Origin of the sequence: Anaerotruncus sp. 80, assembly GCF_009936115.1 — a bacterium.
GTDB classification, from domain to species: domain Bacteria; phylum Bacillota; class Clostridia; order Peptostreptococcales; family Anaerovoracaceae; genus Senimuribacter; species Senimuribacter intestinalis.
This window is the reverse complement of the sequence record NZ_QWES01000008.1, coordinates 134,960-156,537: the sequence shown is the minus strand read 5'-3', so window position 1 is coordinate 156,537 and position 21,578 is coordinate 134,960. Positions and strand designations below refer to the sequence as shown.

Annotated in this window: 19 protein-coding genes; 17 read left to right on the top strand and 2 right to left on the bottom strand. The window is 43.4% G+C overall.

What is annotated here, in order from left to right; genetic code table 11:
• Window positions 1-10: 10 nt before the first annotated feature.
• The 5 genes from mreC to D1155_RS05020 all read left to right on the top strand — a co-directional run bounded on the left by mreC (window position 11) and on the right by D1155_RS05020 (window position 6,049).
• Entirely contained in the window at window positions 11-829 is an 819-nt protein-coding gene (gene mreC / locus D1155_RS05040; protein WP_160201286.1) for a rod shape-determining protein MreC, read from the top strand.
• Window positions 826-1,326, top strand: a complete 501-nt coding sequence (gene mreD, locus D1155_RS05035; protein ID WP_160201285.1) for a rod shape-determining protein MreD — start codon at window positions 826-828, stop codon at window positions 1,324-1,326. The genes mreC and mreD overlap by 4 nt, the downstream gene beginning before the upstream one ends.
• Window positions 1,323-4,052: a penicillin-binding transpeptidase domain-containing protein gene (locus D1155_RS05030; RefSeq protein WP_160201284.1), complete on the top strand. Its 2,730-nt coding sequence runs from the start codon at window positions 1,323-1,325 to the stop codon at window positions 4,050-4,052. The genes mreD and D1155_RS05030 overlap by 4 nt, the downstream gene beginning before the upstream one ends.
• A 23-nt stretch (window positions 4,053-4,075) precedes the next feature.
• Entirely contained in the window at window positions 4,076-4,813 is a 738-nt protein-coding gene (gene minD, locus D1155_RS05025; protein ID WP_160201283.1) for a septum site-determining protein MinD, read from the top strand.
• Between the two features lie 210 nt (window positions 4,814-5,023).
• Window positions 5,024-6,049, top strand: coding sequence for a uroporphyrinogen decarboxylase family protein (locus D1155_RS05020; RefSeq protein ID WP_160201282.1), 1,026 nt, complete (start codon window positions 5,024-5,026; stop codon window positions 6,047-6,049).
• A 176-nt stretch (window positions 6,050-6,225) separates the two neighbouring features.
• On the opposite strand, the gene D1155_RS05015 is transcribed toward D1155_RS05020, so the two are convergent.
• Window positions 6,226-7,329, bottom strand: a complete 1,104-nt coding sequence (locus D1155_RS05015; protein ID WP_160201281.1) for an FtsW/RodA/SpoVE family cell cycle protein — start codon at window positions 7,327-7,329, stop codon at window positions 6,226-6,228.
• Window positions 7,330-7,502: 173 nt separating this feature from the next.
• On the opposite strand from D1155_RS05015, the gene rny reads away from it, so the two are divergent.
• The 11 genes from rny to D1155_RS04960 all read left to right on the top strand — a co-directional run bounded on the left by rny (window position 7,503) and on the right by D1155_RS04960 (window position 20,427).
• Complete coding sequence (rny, locus tag D1155_RS05010) at window positions 7,503-9,044, top strand: ribonuclease Y (RefSeq protein ID WP_160201280.1); 1,542 nt, start codon at window positions 7,503-7,505, stop codon at window positions 9,042-9,044.
• A 130-nt stretch (window positions 9,045-9,174) separates the two neighbouring features.
• Window positions 9,175-10,524, top strand: coding sequence for an MATE family efflux transporter (locus D1155_RS05005; protein WP_160201279.1), 1,350 nt, complete (start codon window positions 9,175-9,177; stop codon window positions 10,522-10,524).
• A gap of 17 nt (window positions 10,525-10,541) precedes the next feature.
• A complete protein-coding gene (locus tag D1155_RS05000) occupies window positions 10,542-11,678 on the top strand; it encodes a cysteine desulfurase family protein (protein ID WP_160201278.1) in 1,137 nt (378 codons plus the stop codon).
• Window positions 11,679-12,072: 394 nt separating this feature from the next.
• Window positions 12,073-13,257 (top strand): tRNA uracil 4-sulfurtransferase ThiI, encoded by a 1,185-nt coding sequence (gene thiI, locus D1155_RS04995; protein ID WP_160201277.1) that lies wholly within the window; start codon window positions 12,073-12,075, stop codon window positions 13,255-13,257.
• Between the two features lie 72 nt (window positions 13,258-13,329).
• On the top strand, window positions 13,330-13,659 hold the full coding sequence (gene spoIIAA, locus D1155_RS04990) for an anti-sigma F factor antagonist (RefSeq protein WP_160201276.1): 330 nt from the start codon (window positions 13,330-13,332) through the stop codon (window positions 13,657-13,659).
• A complete protein-coding gene (gene spoIIAB / locus D1155_RS04985) occupies window positions 13,649-14,089 on the top strand; it encodes an anti-sigma F factor (RefSeq protein ID WP_160201275.1) in 441 nt (146 codons plus the stop codon). Before spoIIAA ends, spoIIAB begins: the two co-directional genes overlap by 11 nt.
• Window positions 14,079-14,813, top strand: a complete 735-nt coding sequence (locus D1155_RS04980) for a sigma-70 family RNA polymerase sigma factor (protein WP_160201274.1) — start codon at window positions 14,079-14,081, stop codon at window positions 14,811-14,813. Before spoIIAB ends, D1155_RS04980 begins: the two co-directional genes overlap by 11 nt.
• A gap of 211 nt (window positions 14,814-15,024) precedes the next feature.
• Window positions 15,025-16,167 carry an acyl-CoA dehydrogenase gene (locus tag D1155_RS04975; RefSeq protein ID WP_160201273.1) on the top strand — a complete coding sequence of 381 codons (1,143 nt, stop codon included), beginning with the start codon at window positions 15,025-15,027 and terminating at the stop codon, window positions 16,165-16,167.
• A 20-nt stretch (window positions 16,168-16,187) separates the two neighbouring features.
• Complete coding sequence (locus D1155_RS04970) at window positions 16,188-16,994, top strand: electron transfer flavoprotein subunit beta/FixA family protein (protein WP_160201272.1); 807 nt, start codon at window positions 16,188-16,190, stop codon at window positions 16,992-16,994.
• 18 nt (window positions 16,995-17,012) lie between these two features.
• Window positions 17,013-18,296 (top strand): electron transfer flavoprotein subunit alpha, encoded by a 1,284-nt coding sequence (locus D1155_RS04965; RefSeq protein ID WP_160201271.1) that lies wholly within the window; start codon window positions 17,013-17,015, stop codon window positions 18,294-18,296.
• A gap of 748 nt (window positions 18,297-19,044) precedes the next feature.
• Window positions 19,045-20,427 carry an MATE family efflux transporter gene (locus D1155_RS04960; protein ID WP_160201270.1) on the top strand — a complete coding sequence of 461 codons (1,383 nt, stop codon included), beginning with the start codon at window positions 19,045-19,047 and terminating at the stop codon, window positions 20,425-20,427.
• On the opposite strand, the gene D1155_RS04955 is transcribed toward D1155_RS04960, so the two are convergent.
• A complete protein-coding gene (locus tag D1155_RS04955; RefSeq protein ID WP_160201269.1) occupies window positions 20,424-21,002 on the bottom strand; it encodes a Maf family protein in 579 nt (192 codons plus the stop codon). The two genes, D1155_RS04960 and D1155_RS04955, sit on opposite strands and share 4 nt — an antisense overlap.
• 54 nt (window positions 21,003-21,056) lie before the next feature.
• Here D1155_RS04955 and spoVAC point away from each other — a divergent pair, with 54 nt between their 5' ends.
• A complete protein-coding gene (gene spoVAC, locus D1155_RS04950) occupies window positions 21,057-21,560 on the top strand; it encodes a stage V sporulation protein AC (protein WP_243151015.1) in 504 nt (167 codons plus the stop codon).
• Window positions 21,561-21,578: the final 18 nt, after the last annotated feature.

Here is a 21,578-nt window from a genome sequence, read left to right as displayed (position 1 = left end):
TAGATAGGGTATGAAGTGGATTAAAAATCACAAGTTAATCAGTTTTCTTTTGGCAGTGATTCTGCTTAGTCTGCTGTTTCTGGCAGGCTCTGTGGCTGCCGGAGGAAGTGGCAATATCGTAACGGGAGTATTCAATCGTATTTATACAGCCATTGAGCGGCCTGTTACGGCTGTAGCAGGGGGGATTTCCGACAACGTTTCCGGAATTTTCTCCTATCAGCAGCTTCAGAAGGAAAATGAAGCGCTGAAGGAAGAAAATCAAAAGCTAAAAGAGCAGGTAACGGGGCTGACCCTTTCTGCCAATGAGCTCAAAGAGTTGAAGACTTTGTCTAAAGTTTTGAATTTCAAGGGCATCAGCGGAAGCGGAGATATCGTGTCGGCAGATGTAGTATCCATGGATGGTGCCAACTGGATGAATATTTTTACCATCAATGTGGGAACTGAAAGCGGGGTTTCGCCGGATAGTATTGTTATCTGCGGTGAAGGACTTGTAGGCAAGGTGCATTCAGCGGGTAAAGGCTGGGCGAAGGTAATATCCATGATCGATGAATCCAGCCGCATTACCTTTAAAGTTTCAGGCAATCTGAAGCTGATTGGTGTGGTGGAGGGTTCTTCTGACGGAACACTCAGCGGTTTTATGCTGGACAGCAATGCCAAGGTGGAAGAAGGCGACCGTCTGGTAACAAGCGGTATGGGACTGTTTCCTGCCGGCATTGAAATTGGCAGAATTACCAAGGTAAGATACGATAGCGATGAACAGCTGCAGAAGGTGGACATCAAGTCCTCTGTTGACTTTAAATCTTTGCAGAAAGTTGCGGTGATTCTATGAAGTATCGGCAGGGATTCCTTCTATATATAGCGGCATTTTTCCTGAAACCTTTTCTGCAGGATTTGATTCCTGCCTTTGGGAACAATGTGAATCTGCTTCTATGTCTGACGGTAGTGCTGACGTTTTTGTACGATGAGACTCTTCCGGGCATTCTCTGCGGATTTGTTTTCGGGCTGCTCCACGACATAGTATTCGGCATTTATATAGGACCGGGCGTTACCGCACTGGTCGTGACGGGCATTGCAGTTTTAGTGCTGCGAGAGTTTGTAAATATAGAAAATTTTTTTAATGCACTGATTGCAATGCTGTTTTCTACTTGGCTGTATACATCAGTGTACTGGGGCATTTATTTTGTACTGGGAAGTCCGTACAGCTACGGCTATGCGATGAAAACCGTGCCTTGGCAGCTTTTATTTAACTGTCTGGTTGCAGCAGTACTGTATTTGCCTCTCATTAAAAGGGTAAAAAAACACAGAAGAGATAGGTATTTTAAATGAATAAAGGGTTAAAACAGGCGCATGCAAGGTATCAGCAGATTGTAGTGGTACTCATTGTTCTGATGGTGATTTTGTCTTTTCGCTTGTTCATGGTAACAATTTTGCAGCATGAACAGTGGACTTCCAAGGCTTCAGACCAGAATACGAAGACCATCAGTACTTCTGCGCCACGGGGGAATATTTACGACAGAAACGGCGAAGCGCTCGCTATCAATAAGCAGGTATTTACCGTGAATTTTAATGTCAGCGCTTTGTCTACAGAAGAAATTAACAGTTCTGCATTGGAACTGATAAACACGCTGATTAAAAACGGCGATAAGTATACGGACAACTTTCCGATTAAAATCAACAGCAGCGGAAAATTTTATTACACTTATAAACAGCAGATTAAAAAATGGCTGTCAAAGCAGGGCTTTGATACAAATCTGACTGCGGCAGAGGCGTTCAGCAGACTTTGCAGCAGATACAATCTGGATGACAGCCAGGAGGCGAGATTTGCTTCTATGGCGATGCTGGAAGAAAAATACAACCTGAATATTCCAATCAACGAGGATAAGATGGTCTATACCTATGACCAGTCCTTGGAACTTTTCTTTGGAAAATTCAGTTCCTATGAAGATGAATTTAACGGCAAGATGACTGCAGAGGAATGCTTTGCAGCGCTTCGCAAGAAGTACGATATTGATCCGGAGCTTTCAGATAAGGAGGCACGGAAGATTTTTATTATTCGAAACGAAGTTGCGACCAATGGTTTTACTCGATATTTGCCGATTAAAGTTGCGTCGGATATCAGTACTAAAACCATTGCACATATTGAAGAATCTGGCATTCCCGGCGTGGAAGTTGCATCAGAAAGCGAGCGCGTTTATCCTAACAAAAATACGGCGTGTCATATTCTTGGTTATTTAGGTGCGATTTCCGAAAGTGAGACAGCGTACTATGTAGATGAGCGTGGGTACAGTTCCAGTGATCTTGTTGGAAAAGACGGTATAGAAGCGGCGCTGGAAGAAAAGCTTCACGGCACACCTGGCACGACCCAGATTCGTGTAAACAGTGCGGGTGAATACGTGGAGACTATCAGCACCAGCGAGCCGAAAAAAGGTTCTGATGTATATTTGACTATCGATTTGCGCCTGCAAAAGGCTGCAGAAAAATCTCTTGCCAAGGCGGCTGCGGGAAAGAGCGGTGCGGCAGTTGCAATCGATGCAGAGACAGGTGATGTTCTTGCTATGGCAAGTTATCCGACCTACAATCCGAATATTTTTGCTAATGGCATTTCTGATAGAGCCTGGGATTCAGTGCAGCAGGAAAATCCGAGAGATCCGTTTTCTCCTGCCCCGCTATATAACAATGCAACGAAGGCAGCGATTCAGCCCGGATCTACCTTTAAACCTATTACGGCGGTGGCAGCTCTGGAAGCAGGACTGGATCCTAACCGAAGCATTTACGATGACGGTATGATTGAATATGGTGATAGAGAATGGGGTTGCTCCGCATGGAATGATTACGGAGGCAGACATGGCAGCCAGAATTTGGAATGGGGTATTGGAAACTCCTGCAACACCTATTTTTATAATATTGCTACCGGTAAGGACTGGGATTCAGGTGCTTCTTTAGGCTATACCATGACCGTGGAAGATTTGATGGATACTGCAAAGAAATTCGGTCTGGGTGTCAAGACCGGTATTGAAATTGACGAGGTTGTAGCAGAAACGCCGACGTCTCAGATGAAAATAGACAACACGAAAGTGGGAATCAGAGATTATCTGTACAATAACAGAAATACTTTCTTCCCGAAGTCGGTGGTGAACGACTACGACAAGCTGGTGGAGAACCTGAGCACTATTGCGGACTGGACAGAGGACAATCCGGAGTATGGAGATTTGATTGAGCTTTTGAAAGCGCATACTGATGTAAAAGAGAGTCAAATTGAAACGGTAGCCTCCCGTGTCAAGTTTGACTACTATATTCAGGCGCAGTGGGGTGTAGGCGACCAGTTCAACTTCTCAATCGGGCAGGGATATAATGCCTATACGCCTCTTGCAATGGCAAACTATGTAGCAACGCTTGGAAACGATGGTGTCAGAAATCAGGCGAGTCTGGTTTATGGCGTAGAAGGCGAAGGGCTTAATGTTAAAGATAAAGCGGTAGATTTGAAACTGAAAGACGGCACAGTAGACGAAGTAATCAAGGGTATGCGTCGTGTATGCACCAGTGGCACGCTTTCCGGCTTCTTTGGGAATTTTCCTGTAGCAGTTGCTGGAAAAACCGGTACAGCTGAGAACCAGACGCTGATTCAGCCGAAGAGTGAAGTTAATTATGTAAAAAATCATTTGGGACAGTTTAACTCTGCGGCAGGCACTGACATTTCCTGGTCTAAGGTTAAAAAGACCATGGAAGAGATGATGGAAAAGGATTCTGAACGCTATCCATCAGAAGAGGACACGGTAGATGATGCGCTGATTGAAGCAAGCGGTTACAAGATTACTCAGTCGATGATTAATTCCTATAAGCAGACTCATGATTATGTGGCTTGGACAATCGCTATGGCGCCTGCTGATAATCCGAAAATTGCGGTGGCTGTCATGATTATCGACGGCGGTTATTCTTCCAATGCAGCGCCGGTAGCCAAGGATATCTTAGAGGCTTATCTGGGGCTGGATGAGGCTGATAATAAAGTAAAAGTAAATAAAACCGATATGGACGGAAAAAATAGAGTACAGTAGTTTAGATTTAATTGGAGGACGAAATGGGCAAAGCATTTTTAATTGCATCAGGAAAGGGCGGAACCGGAAAATCTATGTTTGCCGTTAACTTTGGCGCGACACTGGCAAAGGGAGGGGCAAAAGTGGTGATTCTGGATCTGGATTTAGGACTCCGAAATCTTGACCTATATTTTGGCCTGGAGAACAACGTAGTGTATGATGTTTACGATGTTCTGACAGGAGTCTGCCGCATCAAACAGGCTTTGATTCGAGATAAGAGGTTTGATGATTTATATCTGATGGCTGCATCACCGACCAGAGATGATGGCACGCTGACACCGCTTCATATGAAGGTGCTTTGCGAAAAGTTAAAAAATACCTATGATTATGTGATTATTGATGCGCCTTCTGGTATTGACGATGGTCTGGTTCTGTCCTCTGCAGGTGCGGATACAGCTATTATCGTGACTACACCAGAGTATTCGGCTCTTCGAGATGCAGATGCAGTGGATCGTCAGCTTCTGAAGCTGGGAATAAAAGAGCGTTTTGTTATTCTTAATAAGGTAGTTGCAGAAATGATGAGCGCTGGATATATGCCGCGGCTGCGTGAAATTACCGCAATGCTTCAGCCGCCTTTCGCCGGCGTGATTCAGTTCGATGAAAACATTCAGATTTCCATGAATTTGGGGATTCCTATCGTACTGAAAGAGGATACCTATATCGAAGAAAATTTTGAACATATCGTAGAGAGAATTGAAAAGCAACAGTCAGAACTTGTATGAGTAAAAATAGCATGACAAAGTGCACAGGTGCGTTTGGGTACCTGCGCACTTTTTTTATAGAAGAATTGAATTTACCATTATTTCTGTAAAATTTCTTAGAACAAGAGCGGCACTTATGATAGAATTGTTCTTGTAGTAGATATAGTCTTATAAAAGATATAGTCTTTACAAATGAAGCTTGATTATGTAGAATAGTAGGAGGGAAAGAGAATGGCAAAAAGAAATATGAAAGAATGGAAGGAAAGTGTAATTGCCAATCCTAGAAAGCAAGGTGCACCAGTACTTACCTTTCCATCCGTACAGCTGACAGGCGCAACAGTGAAACAGCTTGTTACAGATGCGCAGATTCAGGCAGATGGAATGAAATTCCTGGCAGAAAGAACCCCGTCTTTAGTAGCAACTAGCATGATGGATTTGACAGTAGAGGCAGAAGCTTGTGGTGCTGAGGTCAGAGTACCAGAAAATGATGTTCCGGCAACTCTGGGTGAACTGATTAAGACAAAAGCTGACGCCGAAAATATGAAAGTGCCTGAAATTGGAGCAGGCCGTACACAGCTGTTTATTGATGCAACAAAGAAGGCTGCTGAGATGATTACTGACAGACCTGTTCTTGCGGGCATTGCTGGTCCATATACTATGGCTGGAAGATTGATTGGTATGATTGAGATGATGATGGCGTGTATGAAAGAGCCTGAAATGGTGACCATCGTAATGGAGAAGTGCACGGAATTCATTACTAAATATGCGCTTGCTTATAAGGAACAGACCAATGCAGGTGGATTTGTTATGGCTGAACCGATGATGGGACTGCTTTCACCAAAGCTAAGCAAGAAATTTGTAACACCTTACTGCAAGCAGATTGTAGAGGCTGTACAGGATGAAGAATTTGTAGTAATCTTCCATAATTGCGGCGGCAATGTTACGAAGATTGCCGACCAGCTGATTGATATTAATGCAGAGGGCTATCATTTTGGCAATGTTATCAATATGGCAGATATTTGCCCGCTGCTGCCCGCTGACAAGCTGGTAATGGGCAACATTGATCCGGCAAACCAGTTCTGTTTCGGTACGGCAGAATCAATGAAAGAAAACACGAAAGCTGTAATGGAGAGTTGTCATAAGTATCCTAACTTTGTAATTTCCTCAGGCTGTGATATCGGACCAAATGCAAGTTGGGAATGTATTGACGCATTCTATGAGGCAATCGACGAGTTCTATATGGAAAAAGGACTTTAAAAAATTTTGCAATCAGGTCAAATTTTATATACCTTCACATTACTAACAGAAGAGACACCCTAGCTTTGCCAACTTAAGGGTGTCTCTTTTACTGTCGGTTATAGTTAATCATAGAGAAAGACGATATAATCAAAGCGTGCAACTGAATCAATTTTGCTTTAGTTGTTCACGCTTGATTAAAAATTAATCCCCTTACTGCGCATACCCACATCTAATACCAGACCGATGGCGAACATATTACTCATGATGGATGAACCACCTGCGCTGAGCAACGGCAGGGTAATACCGGTTACTGGCATAAGCCCCATGGTCATGGCGATGTTTTCAAAGATTTGGAATGCAAACATGCCGATGACACCGGCGACTACTAATGCGCCATAAAAGTCCAGCGCGTCTCTAACGATGCCAGCCATGCGAACCAGTAAAATCGTAAACAGTCCGATAACAGCAAGTCCTCCAATCAGTCCCAGTTCTTCGCCGATTACAGAGAAGATAAAGTCAGAGGTCTGTACTGGGATAAAATCCAGTTCTTTCTGCGTACCATTGAAAAGACCTTTTCCGAAGACACCACCAGAACCGATAGCAACTTTGGACTGCCATACCTGCCAGTTGCCGGACAGATTCAGATTATCCGGGTGAAGAAAGGCTTCGATACGCTCTTTCTGATAGTCTGCCATAAAGACATAGGCAACAGGAACGGCCGCAAGAACCAGAGCAAAAAACTTTCCGAAGACTTTCAGATTGATACCTGCAAAGAAAATCATGGCTACCCAGGTGAAAGAGAATACTAAGGCGCTTCCTAAATCCTCTTTCAGCACGATAATGATAATAGGCGCAGCCACAATGCCAGCCTTCAGAAGACCTTTGAAGTTATATAAGTCATCTTTGTGCTCGTTGAGATAGCCTGCCATAATAAGAATAAATAAAAGCTTAACAAATTCTGACGGCTGGATGGTAGTTACCCCCAGGTTAATCCAGGAACGAGCGCCGAACTGCTCCATACCAAGTCCCGGTATGTATACTGAGAGAAGAAGTAGCAGCGACAGCACGTAGAGATACTTTTCCATCCCAGCGAACATATTATAGTTAAAGTTTAAAATTATGACAACACCTATAAATCCAATGAAGTAGGCAATGCACTGTACCACCACTTCTCGGGATATAAATCCACTGCTGATTTGGGTGCTTCCAATCATCAAAATGCTGAGTCCGGCAAGCAGAACAACAACTCCGATGATGACTTTATCGATATTTTTAATTAAATTTGAAAAATAGTTCATAGTTTTCCCCTCTTGTTCTTGACATTATGCCGATTACAACATTATAATATATGTTGTGCGAATATATCAAGATTTAATTACGTAATGCGAAATTTTTTATTGAAAACCTTGAAAATATAAGACGACTTTAGAAGAGACTTGAAGAAAAATTAAAAAAAGAAGGAGGTGCTTTAATGTCTCCAATTATATGGATTATTATCTGTGTAGCAGTACTTGCGCTCGGAATATTAGTAGGCTATATCCTGAGAAAAAATATCGGGGAAAAGGCCATCGGCAGTGCAGAACAGAAAGCAAGAAATTTGATTCTGGACGCTGAGAATAAATCCGAAACGATTAAGAAAGAGATTACATTAGAAGCAAAAGAAGAAGCTCATCGCATGCGAACAGACATTGAGCGAGAGGCAAAAGAGAGAAGAGCTGAGATACAGCGCTCTGAAAGAAGGTTGATTCAGAAAGAAGAGTCAGTTGACAGAAAACTGGAAAACATCGAAAAAAGAGAAGAAAGCATTACTAAACACGAGAAAGAAATCTTAGAAAAGAAACAAGAGTTAGAAGGTTTTGTAGCAAGACAGATTGAGGAATTAGAAAAGATTTCCGGTCTGACTGCTGAAGAAGCGAAAGCTTTGCTTTTGGACGAAATTGAGAAGGATGTCAGACATGACGCTTCTTTGATGATTAAGGATATCGAGTCTAAGGCAAAGGAAGACGCGGACAAGAAAGCCAAAGAAATCATTACTGGAGCAATTCAAAGATGTGCGGCAGACCATGTTGCAGAAAGTACAGTTTCTGTAGTTTCTCTGCCAAACGATGAAATGAAGGGCAGAATTATCGGTCGTGAAGGAAGAAACATCAGAGCGATCGAAACACTGACCGGTGTAGATTTGATTATTGACGATACACCGGAGGCAGTTATCATTTCCGGATTTGATCCAGTAAGACGTGAGATTGCAAGAATCGCACTGGAAAAGCTCATCGTCGATGGTCGAATTCATCCTGCCAGAATTGAAGAAATGGTGGACAAAGCTGAGAGAGAAGTCAATTCAATCATCAAAGAAGAAGGTGAACAGGCAACCTTTGAAGTTGGAATTCACAACCTCCATGGAGAACTTGTGAAGCTTCTGGGAAGACTGAAATACAGAACTTCTTATGGGCAGAATGTGTTAAAACATTCTGTGGAAGTTGCACATTTGGCGGGGCTCATGGCAGGAGAGCTTGGTCTTGATCCAAAGCTGGCCAAGCGTGCAGGATTGCTTCACGACATAGGCAAATCTCTTGACCACGAGTATGAAGGCACCCATGTCGATATCGGCATTCAGATTTTAAAGAAATATAAGGAGTCTGAGGCGGTAATCAACGGCATGGCTGCTCATCACGGGGATTATGAACCTAAGAGTATGGAAGCAGTATTGATTGCTGCTGCTGATGCGCTTTCTGCAGCAAGACCTGGTGCGAGAAGAGAAACCTTAGACGCATATATCAAACGTCTTGAAAAGCTGGAAGAAATCGCGAATACTACGCCTGGTGTAGACAAGTCTTTTGCAATTCAGGCGGGCAGAGAAATCCGTATTATTGCAAAACCGGAAGAAATGAACGATGATGATATTGTCTTGCTGGCCAGGGAAGTTTCCAAGAAGATTGAATCTGAACTGGAATATCCAGGGCAGATTAAAGTCAATGTGGTTAGAGAAACAAGAGCAATCGACTACGCTAAGTAATATCGCAAGTATAACTCCCCATTTCCGATGGGGAGTTCTTTCATGAGAAGGTTTTATGCATAGGTGATAATTTTCTCATAGGATGGCATGCATAGTTATACTTTTGCGAGGAAAGAAGGACAAAAAATAAATGATAAAACAAACGGAACCCAATTACTATAAACGACTTTTGCTGCTGGCAATGCCAATTGTGCTGCAGCAAATTATTTCCGTAAGCTTGAATTTAGTGGACAATATTATGATTGGAAAACTGGGGCCGTTACCGCTTGCGGCGGTAGGTTCTGCGAATCAGGTCTTTGGAATTTATTCTATGATTCTATTCGGGCTGTTTAGCGGGGCGGCAGTGCCACTGGCACAGTATTTCGGCGTTAGGGACTTTAAGAGTATTCGAGGAATTGTCGGCATGGATGTAATTCTTTGTTTGGTAATGGGTATTCCTACGGTGATTGCAGTGGTTGTTGCAGCACCTGAGGTTATCTCTTTTTTCGCAGATGATCCGCAGGTAATTGCTCTTGGCACCCAGTACATCAGAATTACGGCATTGACCTATTTGACGGTAGGCGTCAGCTATGCTATTGCGTTTAACTCCAGATCGGTTCAGTCACTAAAGGTTCCGACTATCATTAATGTGTGCAGTATTTTGACCAATACTGTGCTCAACTATATGATGATTTACGGTCATGGTGGTTTTAGTGCCATGGGAGTAAAGGGGGCAGCTCTTGCTACACTGATTGCGAGAGTTTTTGAGCTGACTGCGTTAATTACATATCTGTGTGTGGATAAGAATCACCCGTTTCATGGGCGAATTAAGGACTTTACCAGCTTTACCATGGATTTTGTAAAGTCGGTGATGAAGACGGCACTGCCAGTAGTCATCAGTGAAGGAGGCTGGTCTCTTGGGGTCAGCTTGACCTTTGCGGCATACGGCAAAATTAGTGCGCAGGCGTTGGCGGTCATTCAGGTCAGTCAGGTTCTCTGCAATCTTTGTCAGTGTGCATCTTTTGGTGTGGGTAATGCAAATGCAGCGCTAATAGGTGCAACGCTTGGGCAAGGGAAAGGGGAAGAAGCCTATGAAAATTCTAAAAAATATATGGTAATCCAGTGGGGACTTAACGCAATCATGTGCGTGCTGATTTTGCTGCTGCGAAGACCGATTGCTGTAATTTACGATTTTGACGCAGAGACAACACAGATGTTAATGCTTTCTTTGGGAGTCTTTGCATTTACTTTGATACCAAGAATGGCGTCCTATGCGGTACAGTCCGGTATTTTGCGCGCCGGAGGAGATACCTTTTTCTGTATGGTGGTAGAGCTTGTCTGCAATTTAGGCATTGAGGTGGCGTTGGCGTATATCAGCGTACTGGTATTTAAACTGCCGCTGCATCTCTGCATTCTGGTAGCATCCGGCGGAAATCTGGTAAAGGCAATTGTTGAATACAAGCGATATCTTGGAAAAAAATGGATTAATACAATCATTTGAGCATATAGGAGAAAAGAATGTTTGTTTATTTGGATAACAGTGCGACCACTCGTCAGTATGAACGGGTGACGGAAGTGATGAAAACTTCCATGGAAGAAAACTATGGGAATCCGTCTTCCCTGCATAAACTGGGACTTGCGGCAGAAAAGCAGATGCGACAAAGCCGCAAAACGGTAGCGGATTCACTGGGGGCAAAGGAAGACGAAGTATTTTTTACATCGGGAGGAACAGAAAGTGATAACACTGCACTTTTTGGTGTTGCTCGCGCAAGAAAACGGACAGGCAAAAAAATCATTACAACTAAGGTGGAACATCCTGCCGTGATGGAAAGCTGTAAGGCGCTTGAAGCAGAGGGCTTTCAGGTGGAATACATCGGCGTGGACGATAAGTGCCGTTTGAATATGGAGGAACTGCATGCTGCCATCAACGAGGACACGATTTTGATTTCGATTATGGCAGTCAACAATGAAACAGGAACGATTATGCCCATAGAGGAAATCGCAAAGATAAAGGAAAACGCGTTGCTGCACACAGACGCAGTGCAGGCCTATGGGAAAATTTCTCTGGAACATACTGGCGCTGATTTGATTTCTGTCAGCGGACACAAAATTCATGGCCCAAAGGGGATTGGCGCGCTTTATGTGCGGAAAGGGATTCGATTGCCGGCTTTTGTTGTAGGCGGCGGACAGGAAAGGCATATGCGTTCGGGAACAGAAAATGTGCCCGCCATACTGGGATTTGGCGAGGCCGTGGAGATTTCTCAGAAAACATTTGCTGAACGTGTTAGAACTATGGGAAAAGCCAGAGAACACCTGCTTGCAGGGCTTTTAGATCAGGTGCCTGATATCAAAATTAACAGCCCGGACGATGGTGCAGTAAGTGTGCTCAACGTTTCATTTTTGGGAACAAGAGGAGAAGTTTTGCTGCACACACTGGAGCAGGACGATATCTATGTATCCACAGGGTCAGCCTGTTCTTCCAATAAAAAAGGGCGCAGTCATGTGCTTTCTGCTATGGGTCTTACGGATAAAGAAATTGAAGGCGCGATTCGTTTCAGTTTCAATGAATTTAACACCATAGAAGAAATGGACTACGTAATTGATAAAGTGAAAAACGCTGTGAGCCGCTTTAGGCGACTGGGCAGTTTTAGATAATAGTTTGCTGCGAAGAATTAGTAAAGTTTGCAGTTTTAATGGAAGGTTGTGCCAAAAGGACTATTCGAAAGGTATTTGCACAACTTTGCGGATACAGTTGAATGAAAGCTGTGTAAATCAGCGCGAAATAGGTCAATCTGCACAACAAGGTTGTGCAAAATAGGAAATTTGAAGTGTGTGTGCACAACCTTGTGAAGACAGAAATTAGGTGGGTTGTGCAAACTGAAGCAGGACGCAGCTAATCTACACAACTAAGTTGTGCAAGACATGGTAATCAAATGATGTCTGCACAACCCTGCGTATATAACAGGTTCCAGAGTTGTGCAAATCGATGGAGAAGCAATTAATCTGCACAACAGCGTAATGAATTATGAGATAGTAGAAGGGAAAGAAAATGAACGAACAGAATATTTTTATTGTCCGTTGCGGTGAAGTGGCTTTAAAAGGTATGAATAAGCCGTATTTTGAGCGAATGCTGGTAGATCGGATTCGAAAAAATCTAAAGGAATTTGATGCGGTAGATGTGAGACGACATGAAGGTCTAATCTTCGTCAGAGCAGATAAAAAATACGACAAGGAACAACTGATCAAACAGATTTCAAAGGTTTTCGGTGTGGCATCTATCAGCCCGGCTGTGGAGGCACCGAGCAATCTTGATGCAATCGGTGAAGAGGCTGTCAAATACATGATGGAACTGATTGAGACCAAAGGCGTCAAGACCTTTAAAGTAGAGGCTAAACGTGCAGATAAAAATTTCCCGGTCAAGTCGCCGGATATCGGCAGAATCATCGGTGCAAAGGTGCTGATCGGCTGCAAGGTGCTAAAAGTAGATGTGCACAATCCGGACGTTCATCTTTTTGTCGATGTACGTCATGATAAATCTTATATTTATCAGCAGAAAATCGCTGGCTTTGGAGGGCTTCCTCTTGGCACTAACGGCAAAGGCATGGTGCTGCTTTCCGGCGGAATTGACAGCCCGGTAGCGGCGTGGATGATGGCAAAGCGAGGCATGGTCATCGAGGCGGTGCATTTCCATTCCTATCCGTACACCAGCCAGCGTGCCCAGGAAAAAGTAGAAGATCTGGCGCGCATTGTGGCATCCTACTGCGGAAATTTTAAAATGCATGTGATTAATCTGCTACCGATTCAGGAGCAGATTGTACAGAACTGTCCGGAAGAAGAAACCACTATTTTGGTGCGTCGCTTTATGATGCGCATTGCTGAAAAGATTGCCGAAAAGAATCGCGCCATGATGCTGATTACTGGCGAAAATCTGGGGCAGGTGGCAAGCCAGACTGCAGAGGCGCTGGTGGTGACCGATGCCTGCGTGAAGATGCCAGTGATGAGACCGCTCATAGCCATGGACAAAGTTGATATCATGGATAAAGCCGAAGAAATTGGCACCTTTGAAACATCCATTCAGCCATATGAAGACTGCTGTACCGTATTCCTGCCTAAGCATCCGACAACAAAACCAAAACTGGAACGTATTTTGGAATCGGAAAGTCATCTGGATGTAGACGCATTGGTTGATGCGGCAGTGGCATCAGCCGAAGTTGTACAGATTCGACAAAATTAGTAAGATTCCCCCTTTTTCTCTTAAAGACAAGACGCTAAGTCAGAATTATAATAGAGGAAAGGGGGTTTTTATATGGATACAATGTTTCATTTAAAAGACAGTATGCTGGTGGCAGAACTTTGCGGAGAAATTGACCACCATGTCTGTGATAAAATTAGAGAAGATATAGATAAAGAGCTGGAACTGTACGAAGTAAAGCATCTGGTTTTTGACTTTAAAGGTGTAACTTTTATGGACAGTTCCGGAATCGGCGTGGTGCTGGGGCGATATAAAAAACTGAAAAAAAATGGAGGGACTGTAACCATTCGCAGTGCAAACAAGCTGGTAAAGCAAATTCTCGACATGTCGGGAATTTTTACATTGATGGAATATAAGGAAGAGGAGGAAGAAGATGGAGAGTAATTTTGTAACGATAGAGTTTGAGGCAATGCCGCAAAATCAGGGTTTTGCCAGAGCGATTGCAGCTTCCTATGCGGCGCAGCTTGATCCTACCGTAGAAGAGCTGACAGAGATTAAAACTGCAGTATCTGAAGCCGTAAGCAATGCAGTGATTCACGGATATCAGCGAAAGGGCGAGGGAAAGATTGTCATGGAATTTAAGACTATCGACCGAGATAAAATTTTTATTAAAATTGCTGATTTTGGTAAAGGAATACCCGATGTAAAAAAAGCTATGGAACCGATGTTTTCTACAGAGGAAGAAAAGGAAATGAGTGGTATGGGCTTTACCGTGATGGAAAGTTTTACGGACAAAGTTTTTGTAGAGTCAGAGCCGGGCAAGGGAACAGCGGTGACTTTGATTAAGTATCTGGACGTTTACCATGGCATATAAATACGTGCCGATTCCAAAAGCCGATACATATGAACTGATTAAAAAAGCGCAGAATGGTGACGAAGAAGCTTTGAGTTTGCTGTGCGAGCAAAATACAGGGCTTGTAAAAAAGATGGCGCTGAAGTTTACGACCTCTGAGTACGAAGCAGAGGATCTGATTCAAATCGGGTATATTGGGCTTTTAAAGGCAGTCAATAAATTTCAGCCGGAGTTTAACGTGATGTTTTCTACCTACGCTGTTCCAATCATCATGGGGGAATTGAAACGTTTTTTTCGGGACAATGGGAGAATTAAGGCAAGTCGGAGCTTGAAGTCGGAAATCTATGCGCTAAAAAAAGCACAGGAAACTCTTTGTGGTAAAGACGGAAAACAGCCGAAACTGAGCCAGATTGCTGAATTTATGGGGGTTTCCACAGAACGGGTCTTAGAAGTTATGGAGGCTGCAACAGCACTTTCTAATGTGGTCAGCCTGGACAGTCAGCCAGTAGAGGAAGAATATAACACATATTACAGACAGAGTTCGCCGGAAAACAACTTGGATAGCATTATGATTAAGAAAGAAATCGAACATCTGCCCATGCGTGAACGACAGGTGCTCGTACTGCGGTATTATAAGGATATGACGCAGCAGGAAATTGCAAGAATTATGGGGATTTCACAGGTGCAGGTTTCAAGAATTGAAAAGAGAGCCCTGACAGAGATAAGACAAAAAATGGCAGAGTAAAAATTTGCAAGTGAGTCGAAAATAACTCACCTTTTTCTTTCGACAATTTGTCGCAATAAATGCGAAAAACGCTTGCAAAAATCGCTGAAAAGTGGTTTACTATATATGTATGCTGTTATTTTTATAACAAACAAAAACAGCATAGTTTGATACGGTTAAATACTCCTTCCGAAAGGGAAGGACCGTTATTATAATTTAAGGAGGCATTTACATGAACTTTCAACTAACGAAGGAACAAGAATTCGTAAGAAAAATGGTAAGAGAATTCGCCACTAACGAAGTTGAACCATTAGCTGCAGAAATTGACCAGGAACACAGATTCCCAGTGGAAACTGTAGAAAAAATGGCAAAGTACGGCATGCTGGGCGTTCCATTCCCAACTGAGTACGGTGGAGCAGGCGGAGACCACATCTCCTATGCAATCACTGTAGAAGAATTATCCAGAGTTTGTGCATCCACAGGCGTTATCTGTTCTGCACATACTTCTCTGTGCTGCTGGCCGATTTTTAACTGGGGTAACGAAGAACAGAAGAGAAAATACCTGCCAGACCTGTTATCCGGCAAGAAGTTAGGCGCTTTCGGTCTGACAGAACCTAACGCAGGTACAGACGCATCCGGACAGCAGACTAGAGCTGAACTGGTTGATGGTAAATGGATTTTAAACGGTGCGAAAGTATTCATCACCAATGGTGGATATGCTGACGTTTTCGTTGTAATGGCTATGACCGACAAGAAAAAAGGAAACCACGGTATTTCTGCATTCATCGTTGAAAAAGGCGACGAAGGTTTCTCCATCGGTAAGACTGAAGACAAGATGGGTATCTGCGCATCTTCCACTACTGAACTTATTTTCCAGAACTGCGTAATTCCTGAAGACAGACTGCTGGGTCAGGTTGGCGAAGGATTCAAAGTTGCAATGTCCACACTGGACGGCGGTCGTATCGGTATCGCTTCCCAGGCTCTGGGTATCGCACAGGGCGCATTCGACGTTACAGTTGAATACATGAACGCAAGAAAGCAGTTCGGCAAGAAGCTGTCTCAGATGCAGGCACTGCAGTTTGCTATGGCTGATTTGAAGACTAAGATTGAAGCTGCAAGACTGTTAATCTACAGAGCTGCTGACATGAAGGATAAGCACATGGCATACGGAGAAGCTGCTGCAATGGCTAAGTTGTTCGCTGCTGAAACTGCCATGGAAGTAACTACTAAGTGTGTACAGTACCATGGCGGATACGGATACACCAAGGATTATCCGGTAGAAAGAATGATGAGAGACGCGAAGATTACTGAAATCTACGAAGGAACTTCTGAAGTTCAGAGAATGGTAATCGCTGCGAACACTTTCAAGAAATAAGATAGTAGGAGGAAATAGAAATGGCATTTAAGATTATCGTATGCGCAAAGCAGGTACCAGATACTAATGTTATCAAAATTAACCCTAAAACTGGTACTCTTATCAGAGACGGCGTTCCAAGCATCTTAAACCACGACGATGCTAACGCTTTAGAAGAAGCATTAAAGATTAAGGATAAATATGACGATGTAACAATCACCGTAGTATCCATGGGACCTCCTCAGGCTTCTGACCTTCTGTTTGAATGTATTGCAAAAGGTGCTGACGAAGGTATTCTGGTTTCCGACAGAGCAGTTGGCGGTTCCGATACATGGGCTACTTCCAACACGCTGGAAGCTGCAATCAAAAAATGGGAAAAAGAAAACGGTCCTGCTGACCTGATTTTTGCTGGTCGTCAGGCTATCGACGGAGATACCGCACAGGTAGGTCCTCAGATTGCCGAAAAATTAGACCTGCCGCAGGTTACATATGTTGAAGAATTTGAAATCGCTGACAACATGAAAGACATCACAGTAAAGAGACAGATGGAAGATGGTTATGAACTGATCGGCATTAAGACTCCTTGCATGCTGACAGCGATCAAAGAACTGAACGAGCCAAGATACATGAACATGGCTGGTATCTTCGCAGAGAAAGATATCAAAGTTTGGAATGCAAAGGACATCGAAGTTGACCTGACTAAAGTTGGTCTGGAAGCTTCCCCTACTAACGTATTCAGATCCTTCACACCGGCTCCGAAGGCTCCTGGCCAGATCGTTAACGGAGATTCCGAAAACGAACAGGCAAAGAACCTGCTGATCCAGCTGAAGGGTAAGCACATCATCTAATCTGAAGGAGGAATAATAATGGCTATTAAAATCATTAATGATAAATGTAAAGGATGTTCCCTTTGCGCAAAAGCTTGTCCGTTTGACGCTCTGAAGATCGTTGACAGAATTGCTGTTGTAGACGAAGGAAAGTGCACAAACTGTAACGCTTGTATCGCTAAATGTAACTTCGACGCGATTGAAGCTGCTCCTGAAGCTGAAAAGGTTGACCTTTCCGCTTACAAGCACATCTGGGTATTTGCTGAACAGAGACAGGGCAAAATTCAGAACGTGGCACTGGAATTACTGGGCGAAGGTAAGAAATTAGCAAAAGACATCAGCGAAGATACACAGATCTGTGCTGTACTGATTGGTAACAACATCGACCACCTGGCACAGGAATGTTTCGAATACGGCGCTGAAAAAGTATATATGGTTCAGGACCCACTTCTTGAAAACTTCACAACTGACGGTTACACTAAGGTTATGAAGCAGTTAATCGATGAATACAAACCGGAAATCGTTCTGTACGGCGCTACTCACATTGGTCGTGACTTTGCACCTCGTATTGCTGCAAGATGCAACACTGGTCTGACCGCTGACTGTACACACCTGGACGTTAAAGTTTCCAAGTACATCGAATTTGCAAAAGCTAACACTACATTAGATACTTCCACACTGGACCCTAACGATCCATCCACTGGAATCAAGCAGACTCGTCCGGCATTCGGCGGTAACCTGATGGCTACCATCATCTGCCCTAAGACTAGACCGCAGATGTCCACAGTAAGACCTGGCGTAATGCAGAAGCAGGAAAGACAGGCTGGTGCTACTGGTGAAATCGTAAACGTTAAACCAGAAATTAGCAAGGAAGATGTCAGAATCGAAATCAAAGATATCGTTAAATCCATGAAGGAAATGGTATCTCTGACTGATGCTAAGATTATCTGCTCCGGCGGACGTGGTCTGGGTGATGCTTCCGGTTTTGAACTGATGAAGCAGTTCGCTGACAAAGTTGGCGGTGTTGTTGGCTCTTCCCGTGCTGCTGTAGATGCTGGCTGGATTGACCACTCCCACCAGGTAGGTCAGACTGGTACTACAGTTAAACCTGAAATTTACTTTGCTTGTGGTATCTCCGGCGCTATCCAGCACCTTGCTGGTATGCAGACTTCCGGCTGTATCGTAGCAATCAACAAGGATCCAGACGCTCCGATCATGGAAGTTGCTGACTACGCAATCGTAGGCGACCTGTACAAAGTAATCCCAGAAATCATTGCTGAATGGGAAAACGCAGAAGCGCTGTACGACGCAACTACGAAATAGGGAGACCTAACCCAAATTGCATAAAAAGAGGACGCAAATGCGTCCTCTTTTTGAATGCAATTTGCTGGTAGATTTCTGCGAAGTCGAGTCGATAGTGTAAATGTTTAAACCATTATTCTGCATGGCACTTTTGTGGTTTTATGGTTGTGCAGCTACATGGACTTACTTCGTGTTTGCACAACTTGACTTATGGAAAGTTATGTGGATGAGATTTGGATTTAAGAATTTGCACAACTTCTTTGGAGTAGTGGGATTATAGATGAAATAACTATCACATTTACGTTTAAAATGTTGTGCAAGGTTGAATTGTTTGGGCAGTATTGCACAACGATAATCAGTGATAGGTAGAGTGCAGCGCGTTTATCCCTTAGTAGTTGTGCAAAGGAATGTTGTTTATTAGGTTATGCACAACTCCTTATAGAAGAAGTTGTGCATAATGTAGGTGTGGAAGTGGGGAATTGCACAATAATCCTCAAACAGCGCAATAATTCAAAATAAAGACGTGAAGTTGGCATCTACCATTGGCTAGGTTTGCACAAGAACATATCGCAACATTTTATGACTTTTCGCTTTGCTTTCTCTTTTCATGGGGTTGCCAGGATTATTATAGGATTAAGGGCTCCTACAAAAACTTTCTCCCAATGGATTGGATTTTCAATTGTAATGTGATATAATGATGATTGCCCTAAGCTGGCAGAGGTATAGCCCCTTGCAAGTAGAGGGCAATTTTCATAGAGGAGGAAGGGTTATGACAGAATTGACGGTGCAGACAGCGCAGAAACGATTTTATCGAAAAATGCTCATAATCGGGATTCCGGTGGTATTTCAAAACTTAATCAGCTTGGGTCTTAACTTAATCGACACGCTGATGATTGGAATGCTAGGGGAACAGGAACTGGCTGCTGTAGGTGCTGCTAATCAGGTTTATTTCGTATATACAGTTACGCTTTTTGGGCTTTACAGCGGAGCGGCGGTTTATACTGCGCAGTACTGGGGAGCCAAGGATATTGCCGGTGTGAGGCGAATGCTGGGGATTGACTATGCGGTAGGTTTCATTTTTGCACTCGTAGTGAGTGTAGCAGCATTTGTTTTTGCACCAAATGTGATACAGATGTTTTCTGAAGATGAAATGGTGATTAAACTTGGCGTGGATTATCTTAGAATCGCTTGCTTTTCGTATGTATTTTCGGGTATGTCATCTGCCATATCCTATAATTCCAGAGCGATTCAGGATTTAAAAGTGCCGACAATAATCAATGCAGTTGCCTTGTGCATCAATGCGGTACTGAATTACGTTTTGATTTTCGGAGTCTGCGGATTTCCAGAGCTCGGTGTAAAGGGTGCTGCTGTAGCAACTTTAATTGCAAGAATTTTTGAGTTTACAGCGCTGGTCACCTTTGTCTATACGAGAAAATCTCATCCGTTTAAGACAAACTTGAAAACACTGCTCAATTTTGAAAAATCTCATTTTATGCGTGTTATGAAAACAGCTGTTCCGGTAGTTTTTACAGAGTGTAGTTGGGCGGCTTCCGTAACGCTGATTTTTGCCGCTTACGGAAGACTGGGGACAGCAGCTCTTGCTGTGGCGCAGGTTGCCAATGTAATCTGTGAACTGCTCCAGTCAGCATATTTTGGCGTCGGTAATGCAACGGCAATGCTAATAGGAGAAACATTAGGGCAGGGAAATAAAGAAGAAGCCTTCCAAAATGGAAAGCGTGCCGTTAAAGTAGTTATGATACTTAACGTCTTCATGACGATTTTGATGATACTCGTTGCAAGACCGGTGACAGGTATTTATCACTTCAATGGTGAAACCAATGATTTGTTGGTGCATTCGCTGATTGCGATGGCAATTACTCTGACACCGAAGATGCTGGGGTATATTTTTATCGTGGGAACTCTGCGAGCTGGAGGAGATACCTTGTTCTGCATGAAAGTTGAGATTATATGTAACTTGCTGGTGCAGGTGCCTCTCGCGTTTTTCTCGGTTTTGGTGCTGAAGGTTAGCCTACCTATTGCAATGCTCATTGTTGCCATTGGCGATGTTGGAAGAGTAATTGTATCACTGCCAAGATTCAAAAATCGTAAATGGATTAATATTGTGGCGGATATCCCGCAAGAGAACGACTAATTTTCGCTAGTAAGGAGTTCTTTAAGCTTTAGCTGAATCAATTCCCAGGGAAATCCGACTACGGTGTTAAATGAGCCGTTCCAGTGATCGATGTGTTTTGCAAAGATTCCCTGAATGGCATAGGCTCCGGCTTTGTCGTAAGGCTCATCAGTATCAAGATAGGCGGAAAGCTCATCGTCGTTAAAATCCTTGCAAAAGACTTCCATTATATCATAACATACGTTTCTAGTAGATTCACCGGCTATTAGAATCGCAACGCCTGTTGCGACCTGATGGCTGGTGTTTTTTATTTTTCTGAGCATGCGGGCAGCATCGCTTCTGTTTTCCGGTTTTCCTAAAATTCCATCCTTATAAACCACCGTGTCTGCGGCGATGATGATACTGCCTGGCGCAGCTTTTTGCTCTACGTAAAGGGCTTTTTTGAGCGCTAGAAACATGACTGCATCTTTAGCAGAAATGTTTTTTGGCAGAGTTTCGTCTATATCAGCAGGCATGATAGTAGGATTATAGCCGTGTTTATGCATCATTTCGATTCTTCTTGGCGATGATGAAGCTAAAATAATTGTTTTTTTCATGGTTTTACCTCCGCATAATATTATGGCATAAAATTTGGATTTTGCCAAATACTAATGAAAGATTTATGGGAGGTGACCGAAATGGCACAGAACACAGAGAAAAAAGAAGTACAAAAGAAAGATGTAGCGAAAGCATATGAAAAATATTCTAAGCAGTTCACACCGAAACCAACTTATTTTGCCAATTGTATGCGGGCATTTATTGTCGGCGGACTAGTTTGCACAGCAGGTTTTTATATCAGCAATCTGCTAGTAAGCAAGGGGCTTTCGGAAAAAGATGCAGGCACCTATGTGACCATCGGAATTGTGGCGCTGGCGCAGCTTTTAACGGGCTTTGGCATCTTTGACAGTATCGCAAAGTTTGCTGGCGCAGGCGTTATTGTACCCATTAGTGGTTTTGCCAATTCTATGGTCGCACCGGCAATCGAGTACAAAAAAGAAGGACTTGTACTGGGCGTCGGCGCAAAACTTTTCAGCGTAGCAGGACCTGTGCTAGTAAGCGGGATTACGGCGGCGACAGTGGTCGGGGTGATTTACTGGATGATAGGATTATTTTAAAGATTGTTTGAAAAACGG